General features: G+C 63.1%; 5 protein-coding genes. 3 read left to right on the forward strand and 2 right to left on the reverse strand.

What is annotated here, in order from left to right:
* Window positions 1–74 precede the first annotated feature (74 nt).
* The 3 genes from IPK70_14845 to IPK70_14855 are packed head-to-tail and all read left to right on the forward strand — an operon-like array spanning window position 75 to window position 11,720.
* A complete protein-coding gene (locus tag IPK70_14845; protein MBK8228436.1) occupies window positions 75–8,594 on the forward strand; it encodes a gliding motility-associated C-terminal domain-containing protein in 8,520 nt (2,839 codons plus the stop codon).
* Window positions 8,591–9,514, forward strand: coding sequence for a type IX secretion system membrane protein PorP/SprF (locus IPK70_14850; protein ID MBK8228437.1), 924 nt, complete (start codon window positions 8,591–8,593; stop codon window positions 9,512–9,514). Before IPK70_14845 ends, IPK70_14850 begins: the two co-directional genes overlap by 4 nt.
* A 4-nt stretch (window positions 9,515–9,518) precedes the next feature.
* Entirely contained in the window at window positions 9,519–11,720 is a 2,202-nt protein-coding gene (locus IPK70_14855) for an OmpA family protein (protein ID MBK8228438.1), read from the forward strand.
* On the opposite strand, the gene IPK70_14860 is transcribed toward IPK70_14855, so the two are convergent.
* Both IPK70_14860 and IPK70_14865 read right to left on the reverse strand, forming a co-directional pair.
* Window positions 11,701–12,339 (reverse strand): polysaccharide deacetylase family protein, encoded by a 639-nt coding sequence (locus tag IPK70_14860; protein MBK8228439.1) that lies wholly within the window; start codon window positions 12,337–12,339, stop codon window positions 11,701–11,703. The two genes, IPK70_14855 and IPK70_14860, sit on opposite strands and share 20 nt — an antisense overlap.
* A gap of 6 nt (window positions 12,340–12,345) precedes the next feature.
* Complete coding sequence (locus IPK70_14865) at window positions 12,346–15,705, reverse strand: DUF2723 domain-containing protein (protein MBK8228440.1); 3,360 nt, start codon at window positions 15,703–15,705, stop codon at window positions 12,346–12,348.
* Window positions 15,706–15,809 lie beyond the last annotated feature (104 nt).

Below are 15,809 nucleotides of genomic sequence, written 5' to 3' on the forward strand. Positions count from 1 at the left end.
ACTGCCGTACTTTGCGGCCCCTTTTCGCGAAACGGCTGGGCACTCCTTTGGGCACCTCTATCTTCCTATCCGGCATGACCGCGCGCCTGATGCTCCTAGCCATGCTGCTCTTTGGGGCCATGGGCGCCTCAAGCCAGGTGTGCATCGCGGATCAGGACCAGCAATTCGATTCTTGCACAGGTGAGTTCTACGATTCGGGCGGCGGCGGCGGTAACTACGGCAACAACGAAGACGTGACCGTGACCATCTGCCCGGCCGGTGGCGCGGGCTCCGGTCCATTCACCTCCGTCCGGTTCATCTCGTGGAATGTGGCAGGCGGTCCGCCTCCGGGAGATCAGCTCGAGGTCTTCGATGGCGTGGGCATCGCTGGCCTTTTGCTGAATACGGGCACCAGCGCGAATTCACTCGCCGGCCTCACCTTCACCAGCGCCGATGCCTCGGGCTGCCTCACCTTCCGTTGGCGCAGCGACATCGGCGGAACGGCAACGGGCTGGTTCGCGCGCATCGTCACCACGCCATGGCCAGGCACCAACGGCAATAGCACCGTTTGCTCGAACGGCGCGAATGTGAATCTCTTCAGCCTGCTCGGAAACACGCCTGATCCCGGCGGGACATGGACCGCCCCTGGCGGTGCGCCGCATAGCGGAACCTTCGTTCCGGGCACCGATCCCGGCGGCGTTTACACCTACACGCATCCGGGCGTCGCCCCTTGTCCGGATGCCAGCGCCACGGTGTCCATGACCAAGGTGCTTGCGCCGAATGCGGGCACGAATGGAACGGCCACCTTCTGTGCGACCGGTACTTCAGCTGCGCTGATCAATTTCCTCAGCGGATCGCCCGATCCCGGCGGAACCTGGTCCGGTCCGGGCGGAGCGCATAGCGGCACATTCAACCCGGCTTCTGATCCAGCAGGCACGTACACCTATACGGTCACTGGCACCTCGCCTTGCGCAAGTGCCTCAGCCTCGGTGATCGTCACGGTGAACACGCCGGCCAATGCGGGCACCAGCGGCAGCATCAGTGTCTGCAGCAACGATGCTGCATTCCAGCTGTTCAGCGTGCTCGGCGGCGGTCCTCAGCCCACTGGTGCCTGGACCGGTCCAGGCGGTGGGCCTGTAGTGGGCACCTATACCCCTGGCACTTCAACGCCCGGTGTGTACACCTATACGGTGCCCGGTGCGCCGCCTTGTCCATCGGCCGTGAGCACAGTAACGGTGCTGCAGACCACTGCGCCCAATGCCGGCCAATCGCGCAGCATAACGGTATGCAGCGACGATGCGCCTTTCAGCATGGTAGCGCAATTACTCGGAACGCCCGACGGCGGTGGGAGCTGGGTGGGTCCGGGAGGCGCTCATGGAGATCAGTTCAATCCGGCGAATGACCTTGCTGGGGCGTACGTGTACACTGCGGCTGGCGCTGGACCGTGCGCCAATGCTTCAGCGACGCTCACGATCACGGTGAACCAGCGGCCGAATGCGGGAACCAATGGCAGCATCACGCTTTGCTCCACAGATGGCGTCTTCAACCTTTTCACGGCCTTGGGCGGCAGCCCGAACGTAGGTGGCTCCTGGCGGGACCCAATGAACAACCCGCATTCAGGCAGCTTCACCCCGGGCAGCAGTTTGCCTGGCCTCTATAGTTACACGGTCACGAGCCTGCCGCCGTGCGCACCAAGCACCGCAACGGTGAACGTGTCGGTGAACACCGCGCCGAACGCGGGGAATGGCTCCAGCATCACGCTCTGCTCGAACGATCCTGATGTGAACCTCTTCGCGCTGCTCTCGGGAAATCCGGATGGAGGCGGCTCGTGGACCGGACCAGGCGGTACGCACAACGGCACCTTCGACCCTGCTGGCGACCTGCCGGGCGCGTACACATACACCGTGCTCGGTCTGGCGCCTTGCGCGAATGCCGCAGCAACGATCACGGTGAACGTGAATCCGGCGCCCAACGCGGGCACGAATGGCAGCATCGCCGTTTGCGGCAACGATGCTTCGTTCAGCCTCTTCGGCGTGCTCGGCGGCTCGCCTGACGCCACCGGCACGTGGACCGCGCCGGGCGGTGGAGCCATTGGTGGGACCTTCGATCCCGCAACGAGCGCGCCGGGCGTTTACACTTATACCGTTACCGGCCTGGCGCCATGCGTACCCGCAACAGCCACCGTCACCGTGAACGTGGTTGCCCCGCCGGTTCCCGGAACCAACGGGAGCATAACGGTGTGCAGCAGCGACGCAGCCGTTGATCTATTCGGCCTGCTTGGTGGCGATCCGCAAACCGGCGGCACATGGACAGCTCCCGGAGGTGGCGCGCATAACGGCATCTATCAGCCAGGCGCGCAAGCGGGCGGCAACTACACGTACACCGTGCAGGGCGACAGCCCATGCGGTCCCTTGAGTGCCGTCGTGCAGGTGAACCGTGTGATCGCGCCCAATGCCGGCGTGAATGGGACCATCACCGTGTGCAGCACGAATGCGCCCTTCGGAATGTTGGGCGCGCTCGGCGGTAATCCGAATGGCACGGGCTTCTGGCTCGATGCCGCGAACCAGCCTGTCTCCGGCACATTCACGCCAGGCACCACTTCGCCGGGCACCTACAAGTACGTAGTGCTCGCCACGTCGCCATGCGTGAACGACACCGGCTTCGTAACGGTGAACGTGAACCAAGCGCCCAATGCAGGAACCAACGCTTCAACGGTGGTCTGCAGCAACGATGCGCCTTTCGAGCTGATCGATGTGCTCGGCGGGAATCCGGATGCCGGTGGCAGTTGGACGCGTCCGAACGGCACCGCGCACAGCGGCACATTCACCCCCGGGCAGAGCTCACCTGGCGGCTACACCTATACGGTGTCGGGCCAGACCCCATGCTTGGCGGCAAGCGCCGTGGTGACGGTGAGCGTGACCACCGCGCCGAACCCCGGCACTGGCGGATCACTCATACGCTGCAGCAACCAAGGGGAGGTGAACCTCTTCTTGCAACTCGGTGGCACTCCGAACAACGGTGGAACATGGAGCGGGCCGGGCGGTGCGCATTCGGGTTTCTTGGATCCCGCGACCGATGCTTCGGGTGACTACGTGTACACCGTTCAGGGCACCGCGCCCTGCACCGATGCCACCTCAACAATAAACGTCACGGTCAACCCTGCGCCCAACGCAGGCGGCGATGGCAGCATCACGGTTTGCCAAGGCACGGCGAGCGTGGATCTGTTCACCGTGCTCACGGGCACCTTCGATCTGAATGGATCGTGGACCGAACAGGGTGCTCCCACGGGCCAGCTCAGCGGCAACTTCTTCAATTGTGGAAGCCTGCCGCCGGGCACCTACGAGTTCCGATATGACGTGCCGGGAATCGGCAGTTGCGCTGCCGACCATGCGCATGTGGATGTGATCATCGTGGCCCTGCTCGATGCGGGCACCAACGGCACGCTGCCCGCGTGCAGCAGCAACAGCTCGGTGATCCTATTCAATGGCTTGGGCGGCAATCCGCAGCCGGGTGGGCAATGGATTGATCTCAACTCGACTGGGGCGCTGGATGGACAGGTTTTCAACGCCACGCTCGTTGCAGCCCCGGGCAGCTACCAGTTCCGTTACCGTCTCACAGGCGCTCTGAGCTGTACCGCTGATTCAGCAACGGTGACTGTGAGCGTGACTGCGGCCCAGAATCCGGGATGCAATGGCACGGCGGTGTTCTGCAGCACGGTGCAATCGGCCCAGGGGCTCTTCGCCTACCTCGGCTGCAATCCGCAGGTCGGCGGTCAATGGAAGCGAAACAGCCCCAACGGCGCGCCGTTCAGCGGCTCTTACGTCCCATCGATGGATGATCCCGGAACGTTCTTCTACGTTTTCAACCAAGGCCCGCCTTGCACCACGGTGTTCGCGTCGGTGACTGTGACCGAGGAGGATGGTCCAGTGGCGGGCGAGCCCAACTCCGTGCAATTGTGCAGCAGCGATCCGGCCTTCAACATGACGGCCGCGCTCAATGGGACCCCTGATGCTGGCGGGCAATGGTTCTTCAACAACCAACCGCACGGATCGACCTTCACGCCGGGGCTCGATGCGCAGGGCGTCTATGAGTACAGGGTCGCGGGCACGCCGCCCTGCACCTTGGTCTCTGCATCTCTCACGGTAAGCGTGACCACAACCGCGAATGCAGGTTGCAACGCATCCGTGAGCACCTGCACTAACTCTCCGCCCTTCCTGCTCTACTCCGGCCTGACCTGCAATCCGGACAACAACGGCTTCTGGCTCGCACCTGGTTTGGTGCCTCACCCTTCTGGGATCTTCACCCCCGGATCGAGCGCGCCCGGGGATTATCTGTATGTCGTTACGGGCGATGCACCTTGCTCGAACGACACCGCCCTCGTGAGTGTTTTCGTGGACCCTGCGCCGAACGCAGGTTGCCCAGGCCCGGCCTCACTCTGCACCGGAGGCCCCACAGTGAATCTCTTCAACTACTTGGGCTGCTCGCCCGATCCCTTCGGTACATGGGTGGGCCCTGCATCGTCAGGCAATCCGCCATTCAGTGGCTCCTTCACGCCCGGGGTGAGTGCTCCCGGCTTATACACCTACACGGTGACGAATAGCTGCGGCTCAGCATCGAGCACGGTCACCGTAGCCGTTGGCATTCCCGGCAATGCAGGCTGCAATGGCGCAGTCACGAAATGCTCCAACGACGGTGCGTTCGACATGCGCCTGTTCCTCGGATGCAATCCAGCCTTGGGCGGAACATGGCGCGGTCCATTGCCGAGCACCGCCAGCGTGAGCCAGGTCTTCTCGCCGGGTACGAGCTTGCCAGGCACCTACGAATACGTGGTGATGGGCACGGGCAGCTGCCCGGTGGCCACTGCAACGCTCACCGTCACCATCACGCCTTTCCGGGAGGCCGGTGCGGGAACGAGTATATCGTTGTGCGAGACGGATGGCGCCACGCCGCTCTTCCCGCTGCTTGGGCCAACCGCGATGGCCGGCGGTCAGTGGTTCTTCAATAGCGTCACGCCTCATTCGGGCACCGTGCTGCCGAGCATTGATCAGTCGGGCAATTACGTGTACCGCCATGCGGCTGCCGGTGGATGCCCGAAAGATTCGGCGGTGGTCGCAGTCACCATCCATGCCCAGCCGACTGCGGGCTGCGATTCGCTGACAACCACCTGCAGCAGCGCGCCGCCTTTCCTTCTGTTCAATCTTCTGACCTGCTCCCCGGATGCCAACGGCGCATGGTTCAACCCATCAGGCGGCACCCACACCGGGATTTTCTCGCCCGGCATCGATGTGAGCGGCGCATACAAGTACCGCGTCCCGGGCAATAACGGTTGCGGCGCCGATTCGGCCTATATAACGGTGCAGCAATTCACTGCCGTTGATGCCGGCGGGAACGGTGTCGCCCTCGTGTGCAGCAACGCCCCGCCCATCGAGCTCTTCGATCTCCTGCAAGGCGCACCGCAGCCTGGCGGGACCTGGTATGATCCAACAGGTGCTGCGCATAGCGGCTTGGGCACCTACACGCCCGGTGTTTCGCAAGCCGGCCAGTACAAGTACAAGGTTTTCGGTACGAGCCCTTGCTCCAATGACAGTGCATTCGTGAATGTGCTGGAGAGCGCAGCTCCGGATCCCGGTATTTCCACGCTCGGCCCCTTGTGCAGCAGCCAAGGTCCGGTGGCGCTCATCGCCTTGCTGGGCGGCACACCCGATGGCAATGGCACGTGGTCGTACAACAACGATCCCATCGGCCCAGTGATCGATCCGGATACGGCCGCGCAAGGGCAATACACGTATACGGTTCCGGGTGTCTTCCCTTGCACGAGCCAGAGCGCCACGGTGGTGATCACCATAACGGATCAGGCAGTTGCAGGCGTTGGTGGTTCGATCACGGCATGCGAAGGATCAACGAGCATCGACCTGTATGATGGCCTGAGCGGCTACACGCCCGGAGGGGTCTGGAGCAACAACTGCGGCCTCGGCTTGCTCAATGGAGGGATCTTCGATGCGAGCACCTTGGTCGCCGGCCAAGGCTGCGCATTCACGTATGCGCATGCTGCCGATGGGCCTTGCCCGGCCACGAGCGCAACCGTGAGCCTCGGCATCGTCACAGCGCTTGATGCGGGCGGCGATAGTTCCTTGCAAGCCTGCCGCGGCGATGTGCTCGACCTGTTCGCACTGCTGGGCGGATCCCCGCAAGCAGGCGGCTGCTTCGTGAATGTGGACAACGCTTCGGGCGTGAATGGCTGCTTCATCTTCAACACCAGCGCCGTTGCGGGCGGTAGCACTTGGCGATTCGATTACGTGCTCCCATCGCTGCCGCAATGCGTGGGTGATACCGCCCGTGTGACGATTGAGGTGCTCGACGGGCCTTGGGCAGGCGTGGGCAACCAGTTGTCATCCTGTTCGATCAGCGCTCCGATCAATCTTGGCAATGGCCTTTCGGGCGGGCCGGATGCCGGCGGCCAATGGTTCAACCAGAACTGGGTCGCGATTCCAGCCACCTATTTCCCAGGCAATGGATCCGGGGTGTTCCATTACGTAGTGGGCGGCGGTGGCATCTGCCCTGCTGATACGGCCACGGTTGAGCTGACCGTCACGCCGGCCTCGAATGCCGGCCTGAGCACCCCATTCTCGATCTGCTCCACCGATGGGCCTGTCAACCTTTTCGGTCTGCTTGGGCCGAATGCGCAAGCTGGCGGCAGTTGGCAATACACCTCCGTGGTGCCAGCAGTAGGCCATAGCGGCGTGTACAACCCTCAGATCGACTCGCCTGGCAATTATGTGTACACCGTGCTCGGCAACAACCCCTGTCCGAATGCTACCGCCACGGTTGTGGTGGCCGAACCGCAAGCGCCGAATGCAGGAACCGATGCCGCCGTGGCACTGTGCAGCAACGGAGCTTCCGTATTGATGCGGACCCTATTGGGGGGGCAGCCCGCAGCCAGCGGTTCGTGGGTTTATGTGACTGGAGGGAACGTGCCGCACGGTGAGAACTTCGATCCGGCGACTGATCTGCCGGGCGAGTACCTCTACACCGTTGTTGGCGACGCCCCTTGCCCCAATGCCAGCGCAACGCTCGTGCTCGCGGTGAATCCCGCCACCAACGCCGGGACCAGTGATACCCTTCAGGCCTGCCTGTCGCAAACCGACATCGAGCTCTTCGCTGCGCTTGGGGCGGGGGCACAGGCTGGCGGCATCTGGGAGGATGTGAACGGTTCGGGCGCATTCGATGGCAACAGCTTCAATCCCTCCCAAGCCGGCAATGGAAGCTGGCCATTCAGCTATGCGGTAGCGGGCATCTCGCCTTGCACGACTTCCGTGGCCACCATCACCGTCGATGTGGGCGTTGGCGGCGCAGCTGGCGGCGATAGCATCGTTGTGGTTTGCGGCAACCTCACGGCCTTCGACCTCTTCACCGCTTTGAGCGGTAGCCCGCAGACGGGCGGTTCATGGACCGATGGATTCGGAACCGGAGCGCTTGGCCCTGATGGCATCTTGAATCCGAGCTTGTTGCCCACCGGCGGGCAGTTCCCCTTCACCTACACTATCAACGACCCCGCTTGCGGCTTGGTCACGGCCGTTGTGCGCGTCACGGCGGCGCCTTATCCCGTGGCGGGCACCGGTGCGAACCTCACGCTCTGCAGCACATCGAGCACCGTCGATCTCTTCAGTCAACTCGCCGGCAATCCCGATGTTGATGGAAGCTGGACCAACCCGAGCGGGCAAGCTCACGGCGATTTCTTCATCCCCGGCACGCATGCGCCAGGCAATTACACCTACACGGTTGCTGGCACCGCACCTTGCATCGACGCGAGCGCTGTCGTGGGCATCAGCGTGAATGAACCGCCTGATGCCGGGTCGGATGGCACTTTGCTCGCGTGCGATACGGTGCAGGCGCTCGACCTCATCGCTGGGCTGCAAGGATCTCCGCAAGCCGGTGGAATCTGGCAGGATGTAAATGGGTCCGGCGGCCTATCGGGCGGTACGCTCAATACAACGGGCATCGATCCGGGCACCTATGCCTATAGCTACACCGTGACCGTACCCGGGTGTGCGCCGGCTGCGGCTCAGGTGAGCGTGAACGTGGTGGGCGGGGTTGAGGTGGGCGATGTGCAGCGCGAGTGCATCACGCGTGACCGGACCTATGTCGTCACCTTCACCATCACGGAAGGCGATGCCGCCACCTATGAAGTGATCGGCCTCACAGGGAGCATCAGCGCATCGGCACCATTCACCTTCACCAGCGAGCCGCTGCTCACCGGTCAGGATTTCGAGGCTTTCGTGCGCGATCAGTACGGCTGCTCCGAAGTGCGCATCACTGGAGCCACCCCTTGCGACTTCGCCAACGATGTGTTCGTGCCAGAGAGCTTCTCGCCCAACGGAGACGGCACCAACGACCGTTTCGTGATCCCTGGCATCGAAGGATTCCCGAGCAACAGCATCATCATCTTCAACCGCTGGGGCGCTGAGCTTTACGAGGCTTCGGCCTACGACAACAAAGCAGTGGTGTGGGATGGCAGCACCGCGCAGGGCGAGGCGCCCGCAGGCACTTACTTCTACGTGCTCGATCTGGGCAACGGCAAGGATGCCCTCACGGGCTTCATCTACCTGAACCGATGAGGAGCCTCATCCGCATAGCCGTTCTTGCCCTTGCGCTCATCGTCATGCGCGCATCCTATGCGCAGCAGGACCCGCTGTACAGCCAGTACATGTTCAACATGCTGGCGGTGAACCCGGCCTATGCGGGCAGCGCGGATATCTTCACGGCGATGGCGCTGAGCCGCCACCAATGGGTGGGCTTCGCGGGCGCGCCCAGCACGCAGACCCTGCTAGCTCACACGCCGCTGAAGAAGGAGAGCATGGCGCTGGGCCTCTCGGTGCTCAATGATCGGATCGGCCCTACGCGGCAGACGGGCTTCTATGGCGATTACGCCTACCGTATCCGCACCGGCAAGGACACTCGTCTTGCCTTCGGCCTGAAGGGCGGCGCCAACCTCTATCAAGCCGATCTGGCCACGTTGGCCACTGTTGATCCCGATGCCGCCAATGCAAGCGTGCAAGGGAAGTGGCTGCCCAACTTCGGCTTCGGCCTTTTCTGGCATTCACCTGCCTACTATGTCGGCATCAGTGCACCGAAGCTGCTGCAGAACGAGATCGACGCGATACCCGCAGCGGGCATCGTGACCGCGGTGGAGCGCAGGCATTGGTTCCTCGCAGCCGGTTATGTGCTTGATATCGACCGCAGCGTGAAGTTCAAGCCCTCGATGATGCTGCGCATGGTGCAAGGAGCGCCGCTCTCGGTGGATGTGAATGCGAACTTCCTCTTCCGTGAGCGCATCTGGCTGGGCGCCATGTACCGCCTTGGCAATGCCTTCGGCGTGCTCGGGCAATACCAGGTGAACGACCAGCTGCGCATCGGCTACGCGTTCGACCTCACCACCACGCGCATCGGCGCATACAACGCTGGGACGCACGAGCTCATGCTCAATTACGACCTGCGCTTCTTCACCGGACGGGCCTCCTCGCCGCGCTACTTCTGAACCCATGCGCGCGATCCTGCTCACGCTCCTGCTGATCGGCTTATCCGGCCCATTGCTATCGCAGCGCAATGCGGACCCCTACGTGCGCGAGGCGGATCGGTACTACGCGCAGATGGCCTATGCGCGCGCAGCTGAGCTCTATCGCACGGCCGCTGAGCTCGGCGCCGTGAACGAGCACGTGACCAAGCGCCTGGCCATCTGCAGCACAAGGCTCGGCGACATGGCCGAGGCCGAGCGCTGGTACGCTGTCGTGGTGAAGTTCCTGAACCGGGAACCGATCGACCTTTACCATTATGCTGAAGCGCTCAAGGCGAACGCGCGTTATGAGGAAGCCGAGCTGTGGATGGACCGCTACCTCGCCTTGATCGAGGCCGAAGGGGTTGAGCGCCGCAGCAACATCGCCCTCTTCGCGCGCAAGCTCCAAATGGACCAGGACCGCTTCAATGTGCGACGGGTCAGCATCAACACCAGCGGTGCGGATCTGGCTGCGGCGTGGATCGGCCCGCAGCGCGTGGTCTTCAGCAGCTCGCGCCAGGGAACAGGCTTGATCGAGCGGCGCGCCGCTTGGAACGCGCAGCCCTTCCTTGACCTCTTCACCGCCGATGTCACCGAGAACGGGGACCTTGCGAACGTGGCCCTGCTGGGAGGCACCGTGAACACGCGCTACCACGAAGGGCCCGCAACAGCCAGCGCATCGGGTGATGTGCTTTGGTTCACGCGGAACAATTTCTATAAGGGCCGCGCGCGCCGCAGCCAGCGCGGCGTGAGCCGCCTGGCCATTTTCCGCGCCAGCCGTGCAGGAGCAGGCTATGGCTCGGAGGAGCAATTCCTCTACAACAACTCCGAGGTCAGCATCGCCCACCCTGCGCTCTCAGCCGACGGCAAGCTCTTGTTCTTCACCAGCGACATGCCGGGCGGTTACGGCGGCACCGATCTCTACCTGTGCGAGCTCACCGAAGGGCAGTGGAGCGAGCCGAAGAATCTTGGCCCTGCGATCAATACCCCCTTCAACGAATGCTTCCCTTTCGTGACGGCCGATGGCAGCCTGTTCTTCGCGAGCAACGGCCATCCGGGCCTCGGCGGGCTCGATGTCCTGCGCGCGGCACGCGGCGATGATGGCCGCTATTCCGGTGCCTTGAATCTCGGAGCACCCGTGAACAGCGCGCGTGATGATTTCGCCTTCATCATCGACGCCGCAGGCAAGCGCGGGTTCTTCACCAGCAACAGGCCTGGCGGCGCAGGAGACGATGACCTCTTCGCCTTCGATATGCTCGCTCCGTTGGAAGAGCGGTTCCTTGTCACGGGCCGCGTGATCGATGACGAGCACGACGTCCCCGTAGCCGACACGGAGGTCCGCCTGTCCGACCTCGATGGCGGTTTGGCAGCCACCACCACCACCGATGCCAAGGGCGAGTACACGTTCAGTGTCCGGAAAGGCCGCACGTACCGGATCACGGCGCAGATGAAGGGCCGCTTCGAGGGCGAGCAGCACTTGAACACCGCCGGTATCGAGCGTGAGCTGATTGCCTCGCGGGACATCCACCTCGTGGCCGATGCGGGCGTTTGGCTGCGAGGCGCCTTGCGCGAGAAGGATGGTCCCGGATTCGTGAGCGGCGCCAAGGTGTGCGCGGTGAACCTGAGCAGTTTCAGTTCTGATTGCCGCCTCACGGGCGCCGGTGGCGATGTGAGCATGCGCCTGCAGACGAACGAAGAGTTCGAGGTGGTTGTGGAGAAGGCGGGCTACTTCAGCCTGAGCATCCCGATCTCTACCATCGGCATGCGCAGCGGCGTGATTGACCTTGGTCAGGCGCGGGAGCTGGTGCTTGAGCCCATCACGGTCGGGCAGCCCATTCCGTTCAAGCATGTCCGTTGGGCCGAGAAGAGCTCGCAACTCGATCCGCGCGCCCGCGCAGAGCTCGATCTGCTTGCGGAGCGGCTAGGCGTCAATCCAGGCGTGGTCATCGAGGTCGGTGTGCATGCGGATTCAAGGGGCGATCAGAAGGAAGAGCAGGAGCTCTCTCAGAAGCGGGCCGACGCCATCGCCGCGTACCTCGCGCAGAAGGGAATCGGCAAGGACCGTGTGAAAGCGCGCGGCTTCGGTGCTTCCCGTCTGCTGAACCACTGCGTTCCTGGCGTGCAGTGCACCGAAGAGGAGCACGCCATGAACCGCCGGACCGAGTACGTGGTCACCTCTGTGGCGCAGTGATGCCCATTTCGGGGAGCGCAGCGAAGCGATAGCCTTGTTCACGCCACGCTTCAAGCGCCAGGGGCAGCGCATGTCGCAGCCGTATCTCGGCCTTCCGGCTGTCGTGGAACACGATGATGGAGCCTGCGCGTGCTTGCTTCAGCACATTGCGCAGACATGCCTCAGGGGCCACGCGCGCATCGAAGTCCATGCTCAGCGCATCCCACATCACCACGGTGAAGCGCTTGCGGAGCTCGGCGGATTGCCGGCGCGTGATTCGGCCGTAAGGCGGCCGGAAGAGCCTCGTGCCCGTGAAGCCTTGCGCCAGGTCCGTATCGGCGGCGTAGTCATGCGCTGTTGCGCGCCATCCGTTCAGGTGACTGTAGGTGTGATTGCCGATGGCGTGGCCCTCTGAACGGATGCGCTGCACGAGGGCAGGGTGCTGCTCGGCATTTCTGCCAACGAGGAAGAAGGTGCCTTGGGCCTCATGCTCGCGAAGCGTGTCGAGCACCCATGGCGTCACCCCTGGAGTCGGGCCATCGTCGAATGTGAGGTAGAGCGTGCGGTGGTGCGCGGGCATGCGCCAGAGCAGGCTCGGCCAGAACAGGCGGAGCAGCGCGGGCGGCCTCACAGGCACCATGGCCGTTCAGAAGCGCATGCGCGACGTCTTCCGTTGCTGCTGGGCCTTGCTCATCCGGAAGAGCTCGTCGGCGGCTTGGAATCGCGCTTCGAGCTTCCCGCCGTACGCGCTGTCCTGCTTCGCGGCCACCTCGGCCAGCCTGCCCATCACCGCATGCGTGATGTCCGCTTCTTTGGAGAGCGGTCCGTAGAAGCGCGGCTCCAAGCTCGAGAACCAGGTGAGATTCTCTTCCATGATCGTGAAGAGGCGCTCGGCGACTGCATTGCCCTTGGCCGTTTCGCCGATGGCGTAGTAGGCCTCCACGGTGGGCAGCAGCACGCGGTCGAACGGCACGTTGCGGTCGGGCATCTTGTTGATGCTCAGGTCGAGGATGGTGCGGGCGTCCTCGGTTCGTCCTTCGGCGATGAGTTCCTCGGCCAAGGCGCTCAGCTGCAAGCGCAGGTTGGTGGTCATCCGCAGGATGTTCTCGTCGAGGTAGATCTCGCCCTCAGTCTCCATGTTGCCCCAGCGGAAGTTCTCGGTGACCGTTCTGAACATGCGCTCGGTGGCCACGACGCCCGCACTGCCGGTGCGAGGATCGCTGGGCGTTACCAAGGGCACCACGCGGTAGGTGAGGCCCTCTAATTGGAAGTGGTCCTGCAAGCCGATGTAGCTGTCGGGGCCGGTGGTAACGGCGAAGTAGATGGGCCGGGTCCAATCGTTGTTGGCCAGCAGGTCCAGCACCATGAAATGATTCTTCATCACCGCGCTGCGGTTGATGCGCCAGGTGATGGCATCCACGATCCGGGCGGTGTCCTTGGGCTCCACCACTTGGTTCGCCAGCACTTGCTCGCGGTCCACCGGGATCGTGAAAGCATCGGCGGGCAGGATCGCGTAGCGGTCGCCACCTGCGCTTTGCATGGTCTTGTCGTTGATCGCGTAGGCGATGGCTTTCCGCAGGTCCATGGCCGGTCCGTTCTTCTCCTCGCGCGGAACCAGGTAAACCGCATCGCGCGTTCCTTGGCGGTACTTCTCGGGCGGGATGGAGAAGGGCACGGGGTCGCTGTCGTAGGCTTTTCGCCGCATCTGATCGATGTACCAATCGGTGTTCAGCAGGCTGAGGTTCACCACGCGCACATCGGTGCGGATGTTCTCCACCTCTTGGGCGTACCACAACGGGAAGGTATCGTTGTCTCCGTTAGTGAACAGGATCGCATTCGGCGCGCAGCTCTGGAGGTAGTTGCTGGCGAGGTCGCGGGCAGGATAGCGGTTGCCTCGGTCGTGGTCATCCCACCCGTCAGCAACCATGATCGCTGGAACGGCAAGGCCCGCGATCGGAGCCAGCAGGCCGTGGGCAGCATCGGACCGCAAGAAGCGGCCGAGCAGAGCGAAGAGCGCCACCGCGCCTACGCCCACCACCGCCATGTAGAACAGGATGTACGATACGGCATGATGGTCCCCAGCGATGCCCTCCACGATGTACTTCAGTGCGCCAAGGCCGACCGCACTGGCTGCTACGATCCCGAGATCGCGCATGGCGAAGCCGCGAGCGGCATCGTAGAGCGCGAACACGCCCAAGCCGATCCATATGGCGAAGGCATAGAAGGAGCCGACATAGGCGTAGTCCCGTTCGCGGGGCTGGTAAGGAGTCTGGTTCAAGTAGATGACGATGGCCGCGCCGGTGAAGAAGAAAAGCAGCATCACCACGCTCCAATCGCGGCCGTGCCGGAGCAATTGGTACACGAAGCCGATGAGGCCCAGGATCAGCGGGAGCAAGTAGTAGCGATTAAGGGCCTTGTTCAGCGTGAGGCTCGATGGGAGCTGATCCTGGTTGCCCAAGCGCTGCGCATCAATGGTCTTTATGCCCGTGAGCCAGTTGCCGTCCATGATGCTGCCATGGCCCTGCACATCGTTCTGGCGCCCGGCGAAATTCCACATGAAGTAGCGCCAATACATCCAATCGAGCTGGTAGGCGAAGAAGTAGCGGAGGTTCTCGCCTTGCGTGGGCTTGAGGATCCGGGTCGGACGGCCTTGGCGATCGGTGCCGCGCATAGGCACGCCCTTGAACTCGCTCCAGCTCTTGTAGGCCGAGATGTGGCTCGGACTGCTGCTGTACATGCGCGGGAACATCATGGTGAACTGGGGCTCGTAAACCACTTCGGAACCCTTCCGCGGATCGGTCACGATGTACTCGTGGCGTATCGTGTGGCCGGGGTTCTGCTCCACGAAATGATTCGCGCTCCAGCGGTCGTAGAACTTCTGCACCGGCTTCCCATTCTTCTCCACCACGTAGGTGGCGGTATGCACGGGCGTTCCATCCTTGCGCTCGCTGCTGTAGGGGCTGTCCCAGAACTGGCCGATCAAGAGCGGGCGATCGCCGTACTGCTCGCGATTCAGGTAACTGAGCAGGTTGAAGACGTTCTCGGGGTTGTTCTCATCAATGGGCGGGTTGGCCACGGAGCGGATCACGATCATGGCGTAGCTGCTGTAGCCCACCAGGATCACGGCCACGCCCAGGATCACGGTGTTCCAGAGCACCTGGCCGCGGCGCTGCGTCCAGATCAGGCCCCAGGTGACAAGACCGATCAAGAGCAGGGCATACACCAGCACGCCGGAATTGAACGACAGGCCCATTCCGTTCACGAACCGCAGTTCGAACCAGCCCGCCATCTTCACCAGGCCCGGGATGATCACGGCCTGGATGGTGCCCAGGATCACCGCCGATACCACGAACGTGAGCACCACGCCCCAGGGGGTCACCGGGTAGCGCTTGAAGTAGTACACGAAGGCGATGGCCGGGATGCAGAGCAAGTTGAGCAGGTGAACGCCGATGCTCAAGCCCATGAGATAGGCGATGAGGATGAGCCAACGGATGTTGTGCGCCTCGTCGGCCACGCTCTCCCATTTGAGGATGGCCCAGAACACGATGGCGGTGAAGAAGCTCGAGAGCGCATATACCTCGCCCTCGACCGCGCTGAACCAGAAGCTGTCGCTCCAGGTGTAGGCCAGTGCGCCCACTGCCCCGCTGCCGAGTATGGCGTAGACGGCGCCCATGGTGAGCTCCCGGCCATCGCGCAAAGCCAGCTTGTGCGCCATGTGCGTGATGCTCCAGAACAGGAACAGGATGGTGAAGGCGCTGGCCAAGGCGCTCATGATGTTCATGGCCATCGGGACGTTCTCCGGGCCCACGAACGAGCTGGCCACACGGCCCAGGATCATGAACAACGGCGCCCCGGGCGGGTGGCCCACTTCCAGCTTATAGGCCGTGGCGATGAACTCGCCGCAGTCCCAAAAGCTCGCTGTGGGCTCGATGGTGGTGATGTAGGTCCACGCGGCGATCAGGAACACCACCCAGCCGGTGATGATATTGAGCTTCTTATAGTCCATGAGCAGCGGTTCGTTCGCGAAGCGGCGAAAGTACCATTCCGCATCCGCGTTGCAGGATGTCTGGTTTGGTGGAGTTCCCGCATCACCCTACTTTCGCGCCGCCC

The sequence above is a fragment of the Flavobacteriales bacterium genome (assembly GCA_016712535.1).
GTDB lineage: Bacteria > Bacteroidota > Bacteroidia > Flavobacteriales_F > PHOS-HE28 > PHOS-HE28.